At 70.2% G+C, this 16,901-nt stretch carries 14 protein-coding genes; 4 read left to right on the forward strand and 10 right to left on the reverse strand.

Annotated elements, in window-relative coordinates:
• Nucleotides 1-6: 6 nt before the first annotated feature.
• The 3 genes from gmd to wbaP are packed head-to-tail and all read right to left on the reverse strand — an operon-like array spanning nucleotide 7 to nucleotide 3,730.
• The gene (gene gmd, locus BHU06_RS13910; protein WP_070399773.1) at nucleotides 7-1,158 is read right to left on the reverse strand and encodes a GDP-mannose 4,6-dehydratase; all 1,152 of its coding nucleotides are present in this window, start codon (nucleotides 1,156-1,158) and stop codon (nucleotides 7-9) included.
• Nucleotides 1,155-2,156, reverse strand: coding sequence for a GDP-L-fucose synthase (locus BHU06_RS13915; RefSeq protein ID WP_070399774.1), 1,002 nt, complete (start codon nucleotides 2,154-2,156; stop codon nucleotides 1,155-1,157). Before BHU06_RS13915 ends, gmd begins: the two co-directional genes overlap by 4 nt.
• Nucleotides 2,156-3,730 (reverse strand): undecaprenyl-phosphate galactose phosphotransferase WbaP, encoded by a 1,575-nt coding sequence (gene wbaP / locus BHU06_RS13920; protein ID WP_070399775.1) that lies wholly within the window; start codon nucleotides 3,728-3,730, stop codon nucleotides 2,156-2,158. The genes BHU06_RS13915 and wbaP overlap by 1 nt, the downstream gene beginning before the upstream one ends.
• Nucleotides 3,731-4,078: 348 nt before the next feature.
• Here wbaP and BHU06_RS13925 point away from each other — a divergent pair, with 348 nt between their 5' ends.
• Nucleotides 4,079-4,519, forward strand: a complete 441-nt coding sequence (locus BHU06_RS13925) for a helix-turn-helix domain-containing protein (RefSeq protein ID WP_070399776.1) — start codon at nucleotides 4,079-4,081, stop codon at nucleotides 4,517-4,519.
• Between the two features lie 116 nt (nucleotides 4,520-4,635).
• On the opposite strand, the gene BHU06_RS13930 is transcribed toward BHU06_RS13925, so the two are convergent.
• The 7 genes from BHU06_RS13930 to BHU06_RS13960 form a co-directional block, all read right to left on the reverse strand.
• Nucleotides 4,636-5,109, reverse strand: coding sequence for a hypothetical protein (locus BHU06_RS13930; RefSeq protein WP_070399777.1), 474 nt, complete (start codon nucleotides 5,107-5,109; stop codon nucleotides 4,636-4,638).
• 61 nt (nucleotides 5,110-5,170) lie between these two features.
• Nucleotides 5,171-7,135, reverse strand: coding sequence for a carboxypeptidase-like regulatory domain-containing protein (locus tag BHU06_RS13935; protein WP_070399778.1), 1,965 nt, complete (start codon nucleotides 7,133-7,135; stop codon nucleotides 5,171-5,173).
• Nucleotides 7,136-7,143: 8 nt separating this feature from the next.
• A complete protein-coding gene (locus BHU06_RS13940; RefSeq protein ID WP_070399779.1) occupies nucleotides 7,144-7,953 on the reverse strand; it encodes a hypothetical protein in 810 nt (269 codons plus the stop codon).
• 7 nt (nucleotides 7,954-7,960) lie between these two features.
• Nucleotides 7,961-8,431, reverse strand: coding sequence for a hypothetical protein (locus BHU06_RS13945; protein WP_070399780.1), 471 nt, complete (start codon nucleotides 8,429-8,431; stop codon nucleotides 7,961-7,963).
• A complete protein-coding gene (locus tag BHU06_RS13950) occupies nucleotides 8,428-9,084 on the reverse strand; it encodes a hypothetical protein (RefSeq protein WP_070399781.1) in 657 nt (218 codons plus the stop codon). Before BHU06_RS13950 ends, BHU06_RS13945 begins: the two co-directional genes overlap by 4 nt.
• A gap of 166 nt (nucleotides 9,085-9,250) precedes the next feature.
• A complete protein-coding gene (locus tag BHU06_RS13955) occupies nucleotides 9,251-9,856 on the reverse strand; it encodes a hypothetical protein (RefSeq protein WP_070399782.1) in 606 nt (201 codons plus the stop codon).
• Nucleotides 9,857-10,211: 355 nt separating this feature from the next.
• Complete coding sequence (locus tag BHU06_RS13960) at nucleotides 10,212-10,706, reverse strand: Lrp/AsnC family transcriptional regulator (RefSeq protein WP_070399876.1); 495 nt, start codon at nucleotides 10,704-10,706, stop codon at nucleotides 10,212-10,214.
• A gap of 177 nt (nucleotides 10,707-10,883) precedes the next feature.
• Between BHU06_RS13960 and BHU06_RS13965 the strand changes: the two genes are divergently transcribed.
• The 3 genes from BHU06_RS13965 to secD all read left to right on the forward strand — a co-directional run bounded on the left by BHU06_RS13965 (nucleotide 10,884) and on the right by secD (nucleotide 16,896).
• Nucleotides 10,884-14,483: an indolepyruvate ferredoxin oxidoreductase family protein gene (locus BHU06_RS13965; RefSeq protein ID WP_070399783.1), complete on the forward strand. Its 3,600-nt coding sequence runs from the start codon at nucleotides 10,884-10,886 to the stop codon at nucleotides 14,481-14,483.
• Between the two features lie 91 nt (nucleotides 14,484-14,574).
• Nucleotides 14,575-14,892, forward strand: a complete 318-nt coding sequence (gene yajC / locus BHU06_RS13970; RefSeq protein WP_070399784.1) for a preprotein translocase subunit YajC — start codon at nucleotides 14,575-14,577, stop codon at nucleotides 14,890-14,892.
• Between the two features lie 120 nt (nucleotides 14,893-15,012).
• Nucleotides 15,013-16,896: a protein translocase subunit SecD gene (gene secD / locus BHU06_RS13975; RefSeq protein ID WP_070399785.1), complete on the forward strand. Its 1,884-nt coding sequence runs from the start codon at nucleotides 15,013-15,015 to the stop codon at nucleotides 16,894-16,896.
• Nucleotides 16,897-16,901 lie beyond the last annotated feature (5 nt).

Here is a 16,901-nt window from a genome sequence, read left to right on the forward strand (position 1 = left end):
GCTGGGTCAGTGCTCGCCGGACACCGCCACGGCGTAGCCGTGGGTCTTGAGCAGGGCGTGGCGGCGGGCCTGCGCCAGGTCGGCGGCCACCATCTCCGTCACCATCTCGCGCAGGGCGATCCGCGGCACCCAGCCCAGCGAGGCCTTGGCCTTGGCGGGGTCGCCCAGCAGCGTCTCCACCTCGGTGGGGCGGAAGTAGCGCGGGTCCACCTGCACGATCACCTGGCCCGGCCGCAGCGCCGGCGCATGGTCGCCCTCGACGGCCTGCACGATGGCCCGCTCGTTCGCGCCCTCGCCCTCGAAGCGCAGGCTGATGCCCAGTTCGCGCGCGGCCATGTCGATGAACTGGCGCACGCTGTACTGCACGCCGGTGGCGATGACGAAGTCCTCGGGCCGTTCCTGCTGCAGCATCATCCACTGCATGCGCACGTAGTCCTTGGCGTGGCCCCAGTCGCGCAGCGAATCGAGGTTGCCCATATACAGGCAGCGCTCCAGTCCCTGCGCGATGTTGGCAAGGCCGCGCGTGATCTTGCGGGTGACGAAGGTCTCGCCGCGGCGCGGCGACTCGTGGTTGAACAGGATGCCGTTGCAGGCGTACATGCCGTAGGCCTCGCGGTAGTTCACCACGATCCAGTACGCGTAGAGCTTGGCCACGGCGTAGGGGCTGCGCGGGTAGAAGGGCGTGGTTTCCTTCTGCGGGATCTCCTGCACCAGGCCGTACAGCTCGGAGGTGCTGGCCTGGTAGAAGCGCGTCTTCTTCTCCAGCCCGAGGATGCGGATGGCCTCGAGCAGGCGCAGCGTGCCCATGCCGTCCACGTCGGCGGTGTACTCGGGGCTCTCGAAGCTCACCGCCACGTGGCTCTGCGCGCCGAGGTTGTAGACCTCGTCGGGCTGCGTTTCCTGCACGATGCGGATCAGGTTGCTGGTGTCGCTCAGGTCGCCGTAGTGCAGGTGGAAGCGGGCGTCGTCGATGTGCGGGTCCTGGTAGATGTGGTCCACCCGCTGGGTGTTGAACTGGCTGCTGCGGCGCTTGATGCCGTGCACGACGTAGCCCTTGTCGAGCAGCAGCTCGGCGAGGTAGGAGCCATCCTGGCCGGTGACGCCGGTGATGAGGGCGACGCGGGGCTTGGCGTGGGGGAGGGGCGGGTTGGTGGTCATAGCGCGGCGATCGGCAATTGGCGGAGGGCGGTGGTCTGGAGGAAGTCCTGGTAGGTCAGTGCCAGTCCCTGGGGCAGGTCGACCTGGGCCCGCCAGCCCAGGCTGTGCAGGCGGTCGCTGTTCATGAGCTTGCGCGGCGCGCCGTCGGGTTTGCTGGCGTCGAAGCCGATGCGGCCCTTGAAGCCCACGACGCGGGCGATGCCGTGCGCGAGTTCGGCGATGCTCAGGTCCGACCCCGAGCCCACGTTGATGTGGCTGAGCATGGGCTGCGTGTGCTGCGCGTAGCGGGCCTTGGGCAGGTTCATCACGTGCACGCAGGCGGCGGCCATGTCGTCGACGTAGAGGAACTCGCGCAGCGGCGCGCCGCTGCCCCAGATGGCGACCTCGGGCGCGTCGATCTCCTTCGCTTCATGGAAGCGGCGGATCAGCGCGGGGATGACGTGGCTGTTGTCCGGGTGGTAGTTGTCGCCCGGCCCATACAGGTTGGTGGGCATGACGCAGCGGTAGTCCACGCCATGGCTGGCACCGAACTGGCGGTTGTAGCTTTCGCACAGCTTGATGCCGGCGATCTTGGCCACCGCGTAGGGCTCGTTGGTGGGCTCCAGCGGCCCGGTGAGCAGGGCCTGCTCGCTCATGGGCTGGGGCGCCAGCCGGGGGTAGATGCAGCTGGAGCCGAGGAACAGCAGCTTCTGCACGCCGTTGCAGAACGCGGCTTCGATCACGTTGGCCGCGATCATGAGGTTCTGGTAGATGAAGTCGGCGGGGAAGACGTTGTTGGCGTGGATGCCGCCGACCTTGGCCGCGGCGAGGTACACCTGCTTCGGCTGGATCCGCGCGAAGAAGGCGCGCACGGCGGCCTGGTCCGTCAGGTTGAGCTCGGCGTGCGTGCGGGTGAGCAGGCGGCTGGCCGGGTGGCCGGCGGCGAGCAGCCGGCGCACGATGGCCGAGCCGACCATGCCGCGGTGGCCCGCGACGTAGATGCTGTCGGGTGTGTTCATCAGCAAGCGCCTTCCTGTCTGAGAACCACGCGCACGGTGCGCAGCATGATCACGAGGTCGTACCAGAGCGACCAGTTGCGCACGTACCAGAGGTCCATGTTGATGCGGTGTTGAAAGGTGCTGGCGCTGCGGCCGCTGATCTGCCACAGGCCGGTGATGCCGGGGCGGGCCTTGCCGTAGGCGGCGATGCTCTTGCCGTATTCGCCGAGCTCGCGGGCCAGCAGCGGGCGCGGACCGACCAGGCTCATCTCGCCGCGCAGCACGTTGATGAGCTGGGGCAGCTCGTCGATGCTGGTGCGTCGGATCAGGCGGCCGATCGGGGTGACCCTGGGGTCGTTGGCCAGCTTGAAGTTGCTGGCCAGGTACTGCACGTAGAGCTTCTCGTTCTCGGTTTTCCAGCGCTCCAGCGCGGCGTCGGCGTCCATCACCATGCTGCGGAACTTGATGAAGTCGAACAGCTGGCCGTCCACGCCCACGCGCTTCTGCACGAAGAAGACCGGGCCGGCGTCGTCGCGCTTGATGCGCCAGGCGACCCAGGCCAGCAGCGGCGCCAGCAGCACCAGCAGGGTGGCCGCGCCCACGATGTCGAGCGCGCGCTTGAGCACCTGCGGGCCGCGGCGGTTGAGGTTGTTGCGGGCGCGCAGCAGCAGCACGTCGTGGCTGAAGAAGTGCGAGACCTCCATGCCGTAGATGGGCAGGCCGCCGAGTGCGGGCACCATAACGAGGTCGTCGCGGGTGAGCATGAGCTCCTGCGCGAGTTCGCGCAGCCAGTTGTTGTCGCGCAGGCCCAGCACCCCCACCAGCTGGTGGGGCCCGGGCCGCGCGAGGAAGTCGCGCACGCCGGGCGTGAGCGCCGTGGGCGCGACCACGTGCCCGCCGGCGAGCTTGACCAGCCGCGCGCCGGGGTCGGGGCAGACGACGGCCACCGGCCGGTAGCCCAGCAGGGGCTCGCTGGCCAAGGCGGCGGCGGCCTTCTCGACGTCGCCAGGGTGGCCGATGAGCACGTAGGGTTGCGTGAGCAGGCCGGCGCGCAACAACAGGCCGCGCACCGCCAGGCGGGCCAGCGGCAGACAGATGAACACCAGGCCCCAGGTGGCGCCGGTCCACAGGCGGGAGAGCGGCCACTTGGCGAGGTAGATGACCATGGCGTCGAGCAGGGCCGCGAGCACGATCACCTGGATCAGCTGGCGCGCTTCGTCCCACCAGGGTTTGCGGCGGTGCGCTGTGTAGTGGCCCTGCACGGTCCACATCCAGCTCACCATGGCCACGGCGATGGCGGCGAACAGGGTGAGGCGCAGGTGGCCGTTGGCGGCCCACCAGACGTTCATGGCCTGCGAGAGGCTCACCTCGTCGCGAAGCCACGCCGGCAGGCGCCCGGCGATGAAGCACAGGCCGAGCACGCACAGGTCGGTGAGCACCAGCCAGGCCCTGACCTGTTGTTCGCGCCGGCCGAGGTCGGCCCAGGGCGCGAGGCTGTGGGCGAGGTCGTGTTCGGTGTGGAGCGGGACGACGACGCCCGGTCCGCCTTGCGCGGATCGGCGCCTCTCCAGCCCTTGGGCGTGCGCGCGGGCCATGTCAGGGCCCACCGCGGATGCTGGGGTTGGACGGGCGCGCCCTGTGTGGGTGCTTGGTATGCACCTGGAGGGCGCATGGCAAAGGCTGGCGGCTGAAGCACGGCATGCATGACTCCCTGCGTGTCGGGGTGGTTGGGGGGTAAGGCGCGGACAGGCGGGGCCCGCGCTCGCCAATTCATTCTTGGAGCCCGCCCCTGGGTCGCATGTAACGAAGCTTGAGTTGAGCCGCGTGATGCATGCGACCGATACCCGCGCGGAAATTCGTTCGCGCGCATCGGTGTACAGCGCGCCAGAATTGATGGAACTTATGCTCGCGAGAAGGGCTCAGTCGCCCAGGAGGTAGCCAAGATGCGGGTGGCCGAAGCGATCGAGACGGATGCGAAAACCGAGCGCGAATTGCGCGCGCTGTCCAAGGGGCGGCGCGTGCAGGCCCGTGTGCAGCAGCGCGCCCGGTTGATCCTGCTGGCGGCGCAGGGCTGGCGCAACAAGGACATCGCCGAGGAGGTGAAGCTCGATCGGCGCCAGGTGGCCTTGTGGCGCCGGCGCTTCATCGAGGGTGGCGTCCAGGCCTTGCTGCAGGACGCGCCGCGTTCGGGGCGCGCGCCGAGCGTGACCGCCGCGGTCGAGTGGTACGTGTTGCGCGCGACGCGGGACGAGCAGCCGGCCGCGGGCACGAACTGGAGCACGCGCAGCCTGGCGGCTTACCTGGGTCTCAGCGCCACGACCGTGCGCCGGGTGTGGCAGCGCCACGGCATCGCGCCGCACCTGTCCGCGCGCCCCCGCCGATAAGTACAGAACAGATTGGCGCAGCCGCGCCGCGAGGCCACGCTCGAATGCGTGATCGGGGCGTGAGGCTTACATCCCGACACGGCGTTTCGTGGGCGAACGGCCACGGCGCGCGGGGATCAGATGGCCGAGATGTCGGTCTGCACCGGCCAGTGCAAGGCGCTGGTCTGGCTGTCGCGGGTGCCGAAGCGGTGCTGCAGCAGCACCGTGTATTGCCCCGGGCGGGTGCTGCAGAGGCGGTAGCCGTCGGCCGTGGGGCTGAGCTGGACGCCGCTGTTCGGGTCGGCCTGCAGCTCCCAGGTGCCGAGTTGGGGCGCGGCGCGGCGCAGCGAGACACAGAACCCGTGCTTCAGGTTGGAGAGCACCACCAGGCGCTGCTGGGCACTGGCCTCGCCGCCGGCGGAGGCGTCGAGCTGGCGCGGGTGGCTGTTCTCCAGCACGCGCATCACCGGCGGAATGACGATGCGGAAGTCCAGCGCGGCACTGGCATTGCCCCGCGGTGCCCACGCGCTGTCGCCCATGCCGGTGGCCGGCGCCAGCAGCAGCGCGCAGGCGGCCGCGGCGGGCAGGAACGGGCGAAGGGGGGTGGACATGCACCCCTTATCGTGCTTTTGGGCCCGAACTTGAATGGGGCGAGGCCCCGTTCGTCAGCGCTTATTCATTGCGCTGCACCGGGAGGCTCACCGACACGCTCTCGCGCCGGCGCACCTCCAGCAGGGCCTGGCCCTTGTCGACCACGCCCCAGGGCAGCGGTAGGCTGTCGTTGCGCACGCTGAGCGTGCGCGGCCCGCTGGCCACGAAGGGGAATTCGAAGCGGCCCTGGCTGTCGGTGCGCACGGCGTAGCGGTTGTCCAGGTAGACGGTGGCGTTGGGCACGCCGGCCTCGCTGGCCTCCTGCGTGCCGTTGCGGTTGGTGTCGAAATACACCGTGCCTTCGATGCGCCCGCCGCCGTCGGCCGCGCGCCCGCCCAGGGGCACGCTGCGGCTGCCGGCCTCGAACTCGTAGCGCAGCAGCACGTAGAACGAGCGGTCCGAGTCCGGCACGGTGAGCGGCAGAAAGGGCGCCAGCGGGTCCAGCGAGGGCGCGAGGCGGCTGCGGCCGGTGGAGCGGTTGTAGTGGGCTTCCAGGCTCCAGCGCGGGTCGATGCGCCAGTTGGCGCTCAGGTTCAGGCTGTGGCGCGACTGACCGTTGTCGCCGCGCTCGGTGGCGAGGTTGCCGCGCAGGCCGGCGCGGTTGCCCAGCGGCGCGGACAGGCTCAGCGCGGCGTTCCAGGCGTTCTCGGCGGGCTGGACCTGGAAGGCGTCGTAGTTGCGCAGGCCGAGGCTGGTGGAGACCGCCCAGCCCTGTTGCGTGGCCCACTCTTGGTCCCAACTCAGCCAGCGCGAGTCGGGCTCGCCCTGGCCGTGCGTGAGTTCCAGGCGCAGGCCGGTGGTGCCCCAGCCATTCTGGAAGCGCCAGTCGCCCCAGGTGCTCCAGGCGTCGCCGTCGAAGCGGCGCAGCGTGGCGCCGGCGCCCAGGCTGTGGTCGCGGTTGAGGCGCCAGCGGGCCGAGCCGGTGGCGAAGGTGCCGCTGCCGCTGCGCCCGCTGAGGGAGTCGAGCCAGTCGATGGAGCCCTCGGCCGACCACTGCCGCGTGCGCCAGGCCGTGCGCGCGTAGGCGCCGACCAGGTCGTTGGCCATGGGCAGGTTCGCCCAGCTCAGGTCCGGCTGCAGGCGGTAGGCGCCCAGGCCGTGGGTGCGCGGGCCGTCGTCCCATTCGCCGTCGAACCAGAAGCCGCTGCGCGAGCCGCTGAACTGGCTGGAGCGGGTGCTCATCAGCTGGCCCTGCAGGCGGTAGCCGGCGTCTTCGCGCCGCAGGGCCAGCAGGGTGGAGTCGGCGTTGACGGTGTCGCTCGGCTGAGCGGGGGTGTCCAGCACCGACACGCGCCGCCCGTCCTCGTGGCGCAGGGCGAGCGTCCAGCCCTGGGTGGCCAGCGGGTTGGCCTCGTCGGCGCCGAGGCGCCACTGGCCGCCGAAGGCCGTGCGCTGGCCGGGCAGGCGGCGAAAGCCGTTGGCCGGCAGGAAGTCGAGCCGGCCGGGTTCGCCGGTGCTGGCCTGCAACTGCAGGCCGCGGCCCGGGTTCTCCCACTCGGCGCTGGCGCCCTGCAGCAGCGCGCTGGGCACGAACACGCGCGCCGGCAGGCGCAGGATGCCCGGCATGGGCGGGTTGATCACGCCCAGTTCGTGGCTGGCCAGCCAGCCGCCGTCCAGCGGCATGGCGCGCTGGCGCAGCGTCAGCGTGCCGCTGCTGTCGGCCGGGGTGTAGGTGCCATCGATGGACAGGCTGCCGTGGTTGGGCGTTTCCAGGAGGCCGTACAGGCCGTAGCCGATGCGGGTGCGGCGCTGCTGGTCGAAGGGCAACGAGCCCACGCGCGCCTCCAGCCGCAGGTAGCGCGGCCAGCCGTCGCGGTCGTAGGGATAGTCGGCGGCGGTGTCCGCCGGTTCGGGCGGCAGGTTCTCGATCACGCGGTCCACGTAGGGCGCGGCGCCGCCGGCGGGCGGGGCCTCGCCGGTCTGGGCGCCCAGCCAGGGCGTCCAGGCGCCCAGGAGGATCAGCAGGCCGAGGCGCGGACGCGGCATCGGGGCCTTCACGGCGCGAAGCGGGCGTCCAGCGGCAGGCGGTTCTTGCCCCACTCCAGTTGGCCCTTGACCGTCAGCGGAAAGTGCAGCTCGGGCGCGGGCTTGCCGTTCTCCGGCACCGGGAGGATCGCCACCGAGCGGGTCTCGCCCGGCAGGATGGGCAGGTCGGCCGGCGCCATTTCCACGCGCGTGCCGCGGGCGTCGGTGCCGTTGACGAAGCCCTCCAGCCGGCCATGGGCGTTGCCGCTGTTGCGCACGTCGACCACGGCGGTGGGCTGGCCTTGCACCGTGACCACGCGCGTGCCGGTGATGGCCAGCTGCGGCGCGGCGTCGCCGACGCTGGCGTAGACGATCACGCCGATGCGCCCGCCCACCGGGAAGTTCAGGTCGCCCTGCACGCGCGTGGTGTCCAGGCCTTCGATCATCAGCGCGAAGCGGCACTCGCGCGCCGGCGTGCCCGGCGGCGGCGCGATCTCGAAGCGGTAGCGGTAGCGCGCGCCGGGTTCGATGGTGAGCTCGCGCCGCTCGATCGCCACCCAGGGGCGGCAGCTGTCGGGCGCCAGGGCGTCGCTGAAGTCCACCGACTGGTCGGCGCGCAGGCTCCAGTCGTTCGTGTAGAGGCGGTAGCTGCCCTTCTGCAGGCCCGCGTGCTGGATCTCCACCACCTGGCGCGAGGCCTCGCCGGCCTTGAGCTGCAGCTCGAAGCGGGGCGGCGTGATGTAGGCGGCGAAGCCCTGCGCCCCGGCGGGGACGGTCTGGAGGGAGAGTGCGCCGGCCCCGGCGGCGAGCAGCAGGCGTGTCAAGGAGGCGATGCGCATGGGGCGTTCAGTCCACGTCCAGTTCGAAATGGAAGTCCAGGCGGCGGCTGTTGGCGGTCCAGTCCGGGTTGGCGCGCAGGTGCACCTGCAGTTGGTCCTGCAGCGTCGGGCCGGGGATGGGGCCGGCGTACACCAGGGCCCTCTCGCCGGACAGCAGCCGCCCGGCCTGCAGCCGGCCCTGGGTGGTCCAGACGGCCTCGACGCGGGAGGCCTGGTCCGAGGGCAGCACCATGTAGACGCGGCCGCTGCGGCCGGCCCACTGGCGGGTGTCGATGCGCACGTTCACGCGCAGCCAGGCCTCCATGCCCTGCCCGAAGGGCTGGCCGGGCTTGAGCGGCAGCCACTGCATCTGCACATTGGGCGGAACGGTGTAGCTCTGGGAATCGTCCAGGCGGTGCGGGTTGGCCGCCGCCGGCAGGGCCAGCGTGGCGCCCAGCAGGGCGCTGGCCAGGCGGGCCCGTGGGCGCGCGCGGCTCATGGCGCGCTCAGGGTGTAGGTCACCCGCCCGTTGTAGGTGCCCGCCGCGCGCACGGCGTTGTTGGCGTAGCTGAAGCTGTGGCAGTTTTCGATGTAGGTGTTGCCGGGCACCGTGGCGAGGGTCTGCGTGGCGCCGCTGAAGGTGCCGGCGGGAATCACGTTCGGCACACCGCTGCCCGGGGCCGAGACGGTCCAGCTGATTTCGGTGAACGGGATCGTGTCGCCGGCGGCGCTGGTGAGGTTGCCGGGCGAGGTGACGCCGAGCGTGGCGCTGGCCGAGCCGCCGTTGCGGCGGTAGCCGGCGCCCACCATCACCTGGCTGGACGGCGTCGGGCAGGTGTTGTTGCCATCGCCGTACAGGCTGGTGGACTGGGTGCTGTCGCTGGTCATGGCCAGGTCGGTGCCGTTGCCCAGCTGGGCCGCCGGCACCGTGACCTGCACCAGGTTGATCGCGCCGTGGGTGCCCGTGGCGCCGTTGAAGTTGCCGCTGGCGTTGCTCACCGAACCATTGCCCACGTGCAGGAACAGGCGGCGGCTGCCGGAGTTGATGTTCAGCGACCAGGCGTGGGCGGTGGCCATGCCCGCCAGGCCCAGCAGCAGCAGGCCAGCACCGACGGCGGTTCTCAGGGGGCTCGAGGGCGCGGCGCGCGGCATGGTGTCTCGGGACCTAGGGCTTCCGGGGCGGCTCGTCGAGCGTCCCATCGGGGTGGCGGATCGGGTGGGGAGGCCGGGCGAAGGGGATGGTGTGTCCCCTTCGTTCGCCGGCGCAGGCCGGGGCCTGGTGTCACAGGGGGCTGAGCCTGCGGCCGGGCCCGCGCCTTCAGGGCATGGACGCGGTGTAGGTCACGCGGCCGTTGCTGGTGCCGTAGGTGCCGGGGGCCACCACGGCCGAGTTGGCGTAGCTGAAGGTCCAGTTGGCCGAGCGGTCCGTGACCTTGGTGCCGGAGGACAGGGAGACGTTGCTCGCCGCGCCCGCGCCGGTGTTCGGGATGACCGGGCTGGGCAGCGTGGCGGCCTGGTTGCTGGTGGCGGTGATCTCGGACCAGGCGATGGTGTCGGCGCTGGCGTTGGTCAAGGCGCCGGTGGTGGAGGCCGCCAGGGTGATCTGGCCGTTGTTGCCGATCACGCGCACCGGCACCACGTTGCCGGTGATGGTGCCGGCCGCCGCGCCGGTGCCGACGGCCGCCGGGTTGGCGGTGTAGTCGAACGTGACCGTGTCGATGGTGGTGTTGTTGGCCGGGGTGGCGGCGGCGGCGCCGGTGCCCACGCCCAGGAACAGCACGCGCGGCACGATGACGCGGAAATCCAGGCGGGCGGCGGCGTTGCCGGCGCCGGTGACCAGCTGGGATTCGGCGGACGCCATCAGGGGGGTGGCCAGGGCCAGGGCCAGGGCCAGGGCCGAGCGGAGCAGCAGGGAGTTCTTCACAAGGGTTCCTTCAAATTTGAAAAATTGAGTACTTTGTTGTGTACCACTTTGGTTCTACGTTGGGCCGAATGCTAGGCGCGGAAACTCCCTGTGACAATTCATCAGATAGGAAAAAGTCACGTTTTTCAAGCACTTGAGGCACATAGGTGACTTAGCGGTCGAAATTCGATCACAAATGGACGATTGTTTTGCTTAAGTTTTGTCTGGTATTGCCGTGTGCGTACCTTTGCCCGGCAGGCCATCAGAACAAAGGCAGCGTGGCGCCGGCCGGGGCGCGGGGCGTCGGCTTTTGATCGGGCGGCGCCTTTTCAGGGCCCAGGGCGGCCGGGGCCATGCCCAGGCGTTAGGTCTTTCTTTAGGCCGAGTGCTTGGGCAGGGTCGCAAAGTGGCTCAGGGGCAGCGCGCCGCCCGCCTTGACCTCCCCCAGGGAGAAGCTGGTGTGCAGGTCCTTGACGTTGGGCAGGTTGAGCAGGACCTCGCGTGCGAAGGCGCTGAAGTGGTGCAGGTCGCGGCTCACCACCTGCAGCTCGAAGGTGCCGGAGCCGCTGATGTAGTGGCAGGCCACCACCTCGGGGATGGCGCGGATGGCCTGTTCGAGCTGGCGCGTGGTGTCGCCGTTGTTGCGGTCGGCGTCCAGCCGCACGAAGGCCAGCACCCCCAGGCCGAGCTTGTCGCGGTCCAGCACGGCGCGGTAGCCCTGGATGAAGCCCCGCTCTTCCAGTGAGCGCACGCGCCGCCAGCAGGGCGCCGGCGACAGGCCCACGCGCTGCGCGAGCTCGGCGTTGGTGAGCCGGCCATCGGCTTGCAGTTCTTGCAGGATCGAGAGGTCAAACTTGTCCAGTGTTTCCATGATGGGCGGAATGAAGAAATATTCTTTCTGAATGATGCGAATTCCGGGCATGAAAAGCAAACACCTATCGGAAGCTGGGGCATACACTGCGCGGCAGACTGGGGGCCGGTCCCTACCCGGGGCCGGCCCCCGCACGCCTGCGTCCACGAGACGCCCCGCCCACGAAGGAGACAGAACATGAACGCGCCGCTGCCCGAGCACATCCGCCAGGCCCTGGAAACCGTCACCCTGGACGACAAATACACACTGGACCACGGCCGCGCCTTCATGAGCGGGGTGCAGGCCCTGGTGAAGCTGCCCATGCTGCAGCGCCAGCGCGACGCGCTGATCGGCAAGAACACGGCGGGGTTCATCAGCGGCTACCGCGGTTCGCCGCTGGGGGGCTATGACCAGTCCCTGCAGAAGGCGGCGCCGCACCTCAAGAAGCAGAACATCGTCTTCCAGCCCGGCGTGAACGAGGAGCTGGCGGCCACGGCGCTGTGGGGCACGCAGCAGCTGGGCTTCGCGCCCCCGGGCACGAACCGCTTCGATGGCGTCTTCGGCATCTGGTATGGCAAGGGCCCGGGCGTGGACCGCTGCTCCGACGTGTTCAAGCACGCCAACATGGCCGGCACCAGCCCCTGGGGCGGCGTGATCGCGGTGGCCGGCGACGACCACGTGGCCAAGAGCTCCACCGCCGCGCACCAAAGCGACCACATCTTCAAGGCCTGCGGCCTGCCGGTGTTCTTTCCGGCCAGCGTGCAGGAGATCCTGGACCTGGGCCTGCACGCCTTCGCCATGAGCCGCTTCTCGGGCGTGTGGACGGGCATGAAGACCATCCAGGAGATCGTCGAATCGAGCTCCACCGCGCTGATCGACCCCGAGCGCGTGCAGATCGTGATCCCCGAGTTCGAGATGCCACCCGGCGGCCTGCACATCCGCTGGCCCGACCACGCGCTGGAGCAGGAGGCCCGCCTGTTCGACCACAAGTGGTACGCGGCCCTGGCCTACGTGCGCGCCAACAAGCTCAACCACAACGTGGTGGCCGGACCCAACGACCGCTTCGGCGTCATCGCCAGCGGCAAGGCGTACAACGACACGCGCCAGGCGCTGGTGGACCTGGGCCTGGACGACGCCACCTGCCGCCGCATCGGTTTGCGCTTGCACAAGGTGGCGGTGGTGTGGCCGCTGGAGGCTCAGACCACGCGCGAGTTCGCCACCGGCCTGCGCGAGATCCTGGTGGTGGAGGAAAAGCGCCAGGTCATCGAGTACCAGCTGAAGGAAGAGCTGTACAACTGGCGGCCCGACGTGCGCCCCAACGTGCTCGGCAAGTTCGACGAGTCCGAGGACGATTTCAGCGGCGGCGAATGGTCGCGCCCCAACCCCAGCGCCAACACCCTGCTGCGCGCCAAGGCCGACCTCAATCCGGCGCTGATCGCGCGCGCCATTGCCAGGCGCCTGAAGAAGCTGGGCAATGTGCCCGAGGACGTGATGGCGCGCATCGACGCGCAGCTGGCCATCCTCGACGCCCAGGAGCGCTCGCTGCAGACCCTGTTGACCCAGGGCGTGCCCGGCGCCGAGCGCCAGCCCTGGTTCTGCTCCGGCTGCCCGCACAACACCAGCACCAAGGTGCCCGAGGGCTCGCGCGCCATGGCCGGCATCGGCTGCCACTTCATGAGCATCTGGATGGACCGCGCCACCGTGGGCTTCACCCAGATGGGCGGCGAGGGCGTGCCCTGGGTGGGTCAGCAGCCCTTCAGCACCGACAAGCACATGTTCGCCAACCTCGGCGACGGCACCTACTTCCACTCGGGCATCCTGGCGATCCGCCAGAGCATCGCCTCGGGCGTGAACATCACCTACAAGATCCTCTACAACGATGCCGTGGCCATGACCGGCGGCCAGCAGGTGGGCGAGCGCCCCGAGGGCCACAGCGTGGTGCAGATCGCGCAGAGCATGCGCGCCGAGGGGGTGAAAAAGATCACCATCGTCACCGACGAGCCCGACAAATACGACGGCGTGACGGGCATTCCCGAGGGCATCGCCATCCAGCACCGCGACACGCTGGACGCCGTGCAGCGCGAGTTCCGTGAGATCGAGGGCACCACGGTCATCATCTACGACCAGACCTGCGCCACCGAAAAACGCCGCCGCCGCAAGCGCGGCACCATGGCCGAGCCGAACCAGCGCGTGGTCATCAACGAGCTGGTGTGCGAGGGCTGCGGCGACTGCGGCGAGAAGTCCAACTGCCTGTCGGTGGAGCCGCTGGAGACGCCCTTCGGTCGCAAGCGCCAGATCAACCAGAGCACCTGCAACAAGGACTTCTCCTGCGTGAACGGCTTCTGCCCGAGCTTCGTGACGGTGGAGGGCGGCCAGCTGCGCAAGAAGAAGGGCGCGGCCAAGGTCGGGTGGGAGGGCGGCGCGCTGCCGCACCCGACGTTGCCAGCGCTGGGCCACGACGCCTGGGGCATCATCGTCGCCGGCGTGGGCGGCACGGGCGTCATTACCATCGGCCAGCTGCTGGGCGTGGCCGCGCACCTGGAAGGCAAGGGCATCGTCACGCAGGACGCGGCGGGCCTGGCGCAAAAGGGCGGCGCCACTTGGAGCCACGTGCTGATCGGCGACTCGCAGGAGCGCATCCGCACCACCCGCGTCTCGGCCGCCTCGGCCGACCTGGTCATCGGCTGCGACCCGATCGTGGCCGCCAACAAGGAAACCTGGCAGCGCCTGCGCGAAGGCCGCACGCACGTGGCCGTGAACAGCAGCGCCACGCCCACGGCGGCCTTCGTGAAGAACCCCGACTGGCTCAGCCCTGCGCAGGCCTGCGTGGACACCCTGGTCAACCACCTGGGCCATCAGGCGGTGGGCGTGGTGGACGCCGAGCACCTGGCCACCCGCCTGCTCGGCGACAGCCTGTACACCAACCCGCTGATGCTGGGCTACGCCTGGCAGAAGGGCTGGATCCCGCTGGGCCAGGCCGCACTGATGCGCGCGATCGAGCTCAACGCTGTGGCGGTGGAGCAAAACAAGGCCGCCTTCGAATGGGGCCGCCGCGCCGCGCACGACCTGCCGGCCGTGCTGGCCGCCAGCGGTCTGGCCGGTCCGGCCGCGCAGGTCATCCAGTTCCAGCCGCGCGAGACGCTGGAGCAGCTCATCGCCCGCCGGGCCGATTTCCTCACCGGCTACCAGAACGCGGCCTACGCCCGCGAATACCGCGACTTCGTCGAGCGCGTGCGCCAGGCCGAGTCGCAGGCCCTGGGCAAGACCGCGCTGAGCGAGGCTGTGGCGCGTTCGCTGTTCAAGCTCATGGCCTACAAGGACGAGTACGAGGTGGCGCGCCTGCACACCGACGCCGCCTTCCACGACAAGATCGCGGCCCAGTTCGAGGGCGACTTCTCGCTCAAGGTGCACCTGGCGCCGCCGCTGTTCGCCAAGAAGAACGAGCGCGGCGAGCTGGTCAAGCGGCCCTACGGTCCTTTCATGTTCACGGCCTTCCGCTGGCTGGCGAAGTTCAAGGGCCTGCGCGGCGGCGCGCTCGATCCCTTCGGCCGCACCGCCGAGCGCCGCATGGAGCGCGCCCTGATCGCCCAGTACCGCGCCGACGTCGAGGCCCTGCTGTCCGGGCTCACGCCCGACAGCCAGGCGCTGGCGCTGGAGATCGCGCGGTTGCCCGAGCAGATCAAGGGCTTTGGCCACGTGAAGGAGCGCCACGCCCAGGCCGCCGCCGCGCGGCGCGAGGCGCTGCTGGCGCGCTGGCGTGAAGGCGCCACCGCGGCGCCGGCGCGCCAGGCCGCCTGACGCGGCGGCGGCTTCAGCGGCTGAGAAACCCGCCTCTGTCAAGGGGGCGGCATACAATCGCCGGTTGTTCTGAACCCGCTGGAGACCGCCTGTGTTGATTTCCCCCGCCTACGCCCAAGCCGCCTCTGGTGGCACCGAGTCCACCCTGCTGGGCCTGCTGCCCCTGGTGCTGATGTTCGTGGTGCTGTACTTCGTGATGATCCGCCCGCAGCTCAAGCGCCAGAAGGAGCACAAGGCCATGATCGAGGCCGTGGCCAAGGGCGACGAGATCGTCACCGCCGGTGGCTTCCTCGGCAAGGTGTCCAAGATCGGCGACACCTACATCGGCGTGGAACTTGCCGCCGGCCTGGAAGTCCAGATGCAGCGCACCGCCGTCGTGCAGGTGCTGCCCAAGGGCACGATCAAGTAAACCCCGCACGGGCCGGCCGACACCGGCCCGTGGCCCCGTCAAGGGGGCCACGCGAGCGGACCGGCGCAGGCCGGTCCGTCGCGTTTCTGACCAAGACCTCGCGAGCGCCGAAGGCCCTGTATGAACCGATACCCGCTGTGGAAGTACGCGATCATCGTGATCGCCCTGCTGGTTGGCGCGATCTACGCGCTGCCCAACCTGTTCGGCGAAGCGCCGGCGGTGCAGGTGTCGGCGGCCAAGGCCACGGTGCGCGTGGACACGGGCACGGTCGCGCGGGTCGAGCAGGCGCTGTCGGCGGCCTCGATCACCCCCAGCGCGCTCTCGCTCGAAGGCAGCTCGGTGCGCGCGCGCTTCGATGACACCGATACCCAGCTGAAGGCGCGCGACGCCATCGACCGCGCGCTCAACACCGACGCCGCCGATCCCAGCCACGTGGTGGCGCTGAACCTGGTGCCGCGCACGCCGGCCTGGCTGTCGGCCCTGCACGCCCGGCCCATGTACCTGGGCCTGGACCTGCGCGGCGGCGTGCACTTCATGCTGCAGGTGGACATGAAGGCCGCCCTGGAGCGCCGCGCCGATGTGCTGGCCACCGACCTGCGCAACGCCCTGCGCGAGAAGAACATCCGCCACGGCGGCATCCAGCGCAGCGGCCAGACCATCGAGCTGCGCGTGCGCGACGAGGCCACGCGCAACGCGGTGGTCGACCTGGCGCGGGCGCAGTTCACCGAGCTGGTGTTGACCGAGACGGCCGAGGGCAGCGACACCCGCATCACCGCGACCATCCGCCCCGAGGCCGCGCGCGCGGTTCAGGATCAGGCGCTCAAGCAGAACATGACCACCCTGCACAACCGGATCAACGAGCTCGGCGTGGCCGAGCCGGTGATCCAGCAGCAGGGCGCCGACCGCATCGTGGTGCAGTTGCCCGGCGTGCAGGACACCGCCAAGGCCAAGGACATCCTGGGCCGCACCGCCACGCTGCAGGTGCGCCTGGTCGACGAAAGCGCCGACGGCCTGGCCGCCGAGCGCGGCACCGGGCCCGTGCCTTTCGGCTCCGAGCGCTACCTGGAGCGCAGCGGCCGCCCCGTCATCGTCAAGCGCGAGGTGCTGCTCACCGGCGAGAACCTCACCGACGCGCAGGCCGGCTTCGACGGCCAGTCCCACGAGCCCGCGGTGCACCTCACGCTCGACAGCAAGGGCTCGCGCATCTTCCGCGACGTCACGCGCGACAACGTGGGCAAGCGCATGGCCATCATCCTGTTCGAGAAGGGCAAGGGCGAGGTCGTGACGGCGCCCGTGATCCGCACCGAGATCGGCGGCGGGCGCGTGCAGATTTCCGGCGCCATGACCACCATGGAGGCCAGCGACACCGCGCTGCTGCTGCGCGCCGGCTCGCTGGCCGCGCCGATGGAGATCATCGAGGAGCGCACCATCGGTCCCAGCCTGGGCGCCGAGAACATCTCCAAGGGCTTCCACAGCGTGACCTGGGGCTTCGTGGTGGTGGCGGCTTTCATGTGCGTCTACTACATGATGTTCGGCGTGTTCTCCGCCATCGCGCTGGGCTTCAACGTGCTGCTGCTGGTGGCCGTGCTGTCCATGCTGCAGGCCACGCTCACCCTGCCCGGCATGGCGGCCATGGCGCTGGCGCTGGGCATGGCCATCGACGCCAACGTGCTCATCAACGAGCGGGTGCGCGAGGAGCTGCGCCGTGGGGCCACGCCGCAGGCGGCCATCAACGCGGGCTACGACCGCGCCTGGGCGACGATCTTCGACTCCAACGTCACCTCGCTGATCGCGGGCCTGGCGCTGCTGCTGTTCGGCTCGGGTCCGGTGCGCGGCTTCGCCGTGGTGCACTGCCTGGGCATCCTCACCAGCATGTTCTCCGCCGTGTTCTTCTCGCGCGGCCTGGTGAACTTTTGGTACGGCCGCCAGAAGAAGCTCAAGTCCATCTCCGTCGGCACGGTGTGGCGCCCCGAGGGCGACGCCACCCCCGCCAAGGCCGACTGACCCCC

The sequence above is a fragment of the Hydrogenophaga sp. PML113 genome (genome assembly GCF_001777155.1).
Lineage (GTDB): Bacteria > Pseudomonadota > Gammaproteobacteria > Burkholderiales > Burkholderiaceae_C > Hydrogenophaga > Hydrogenophaga borbori.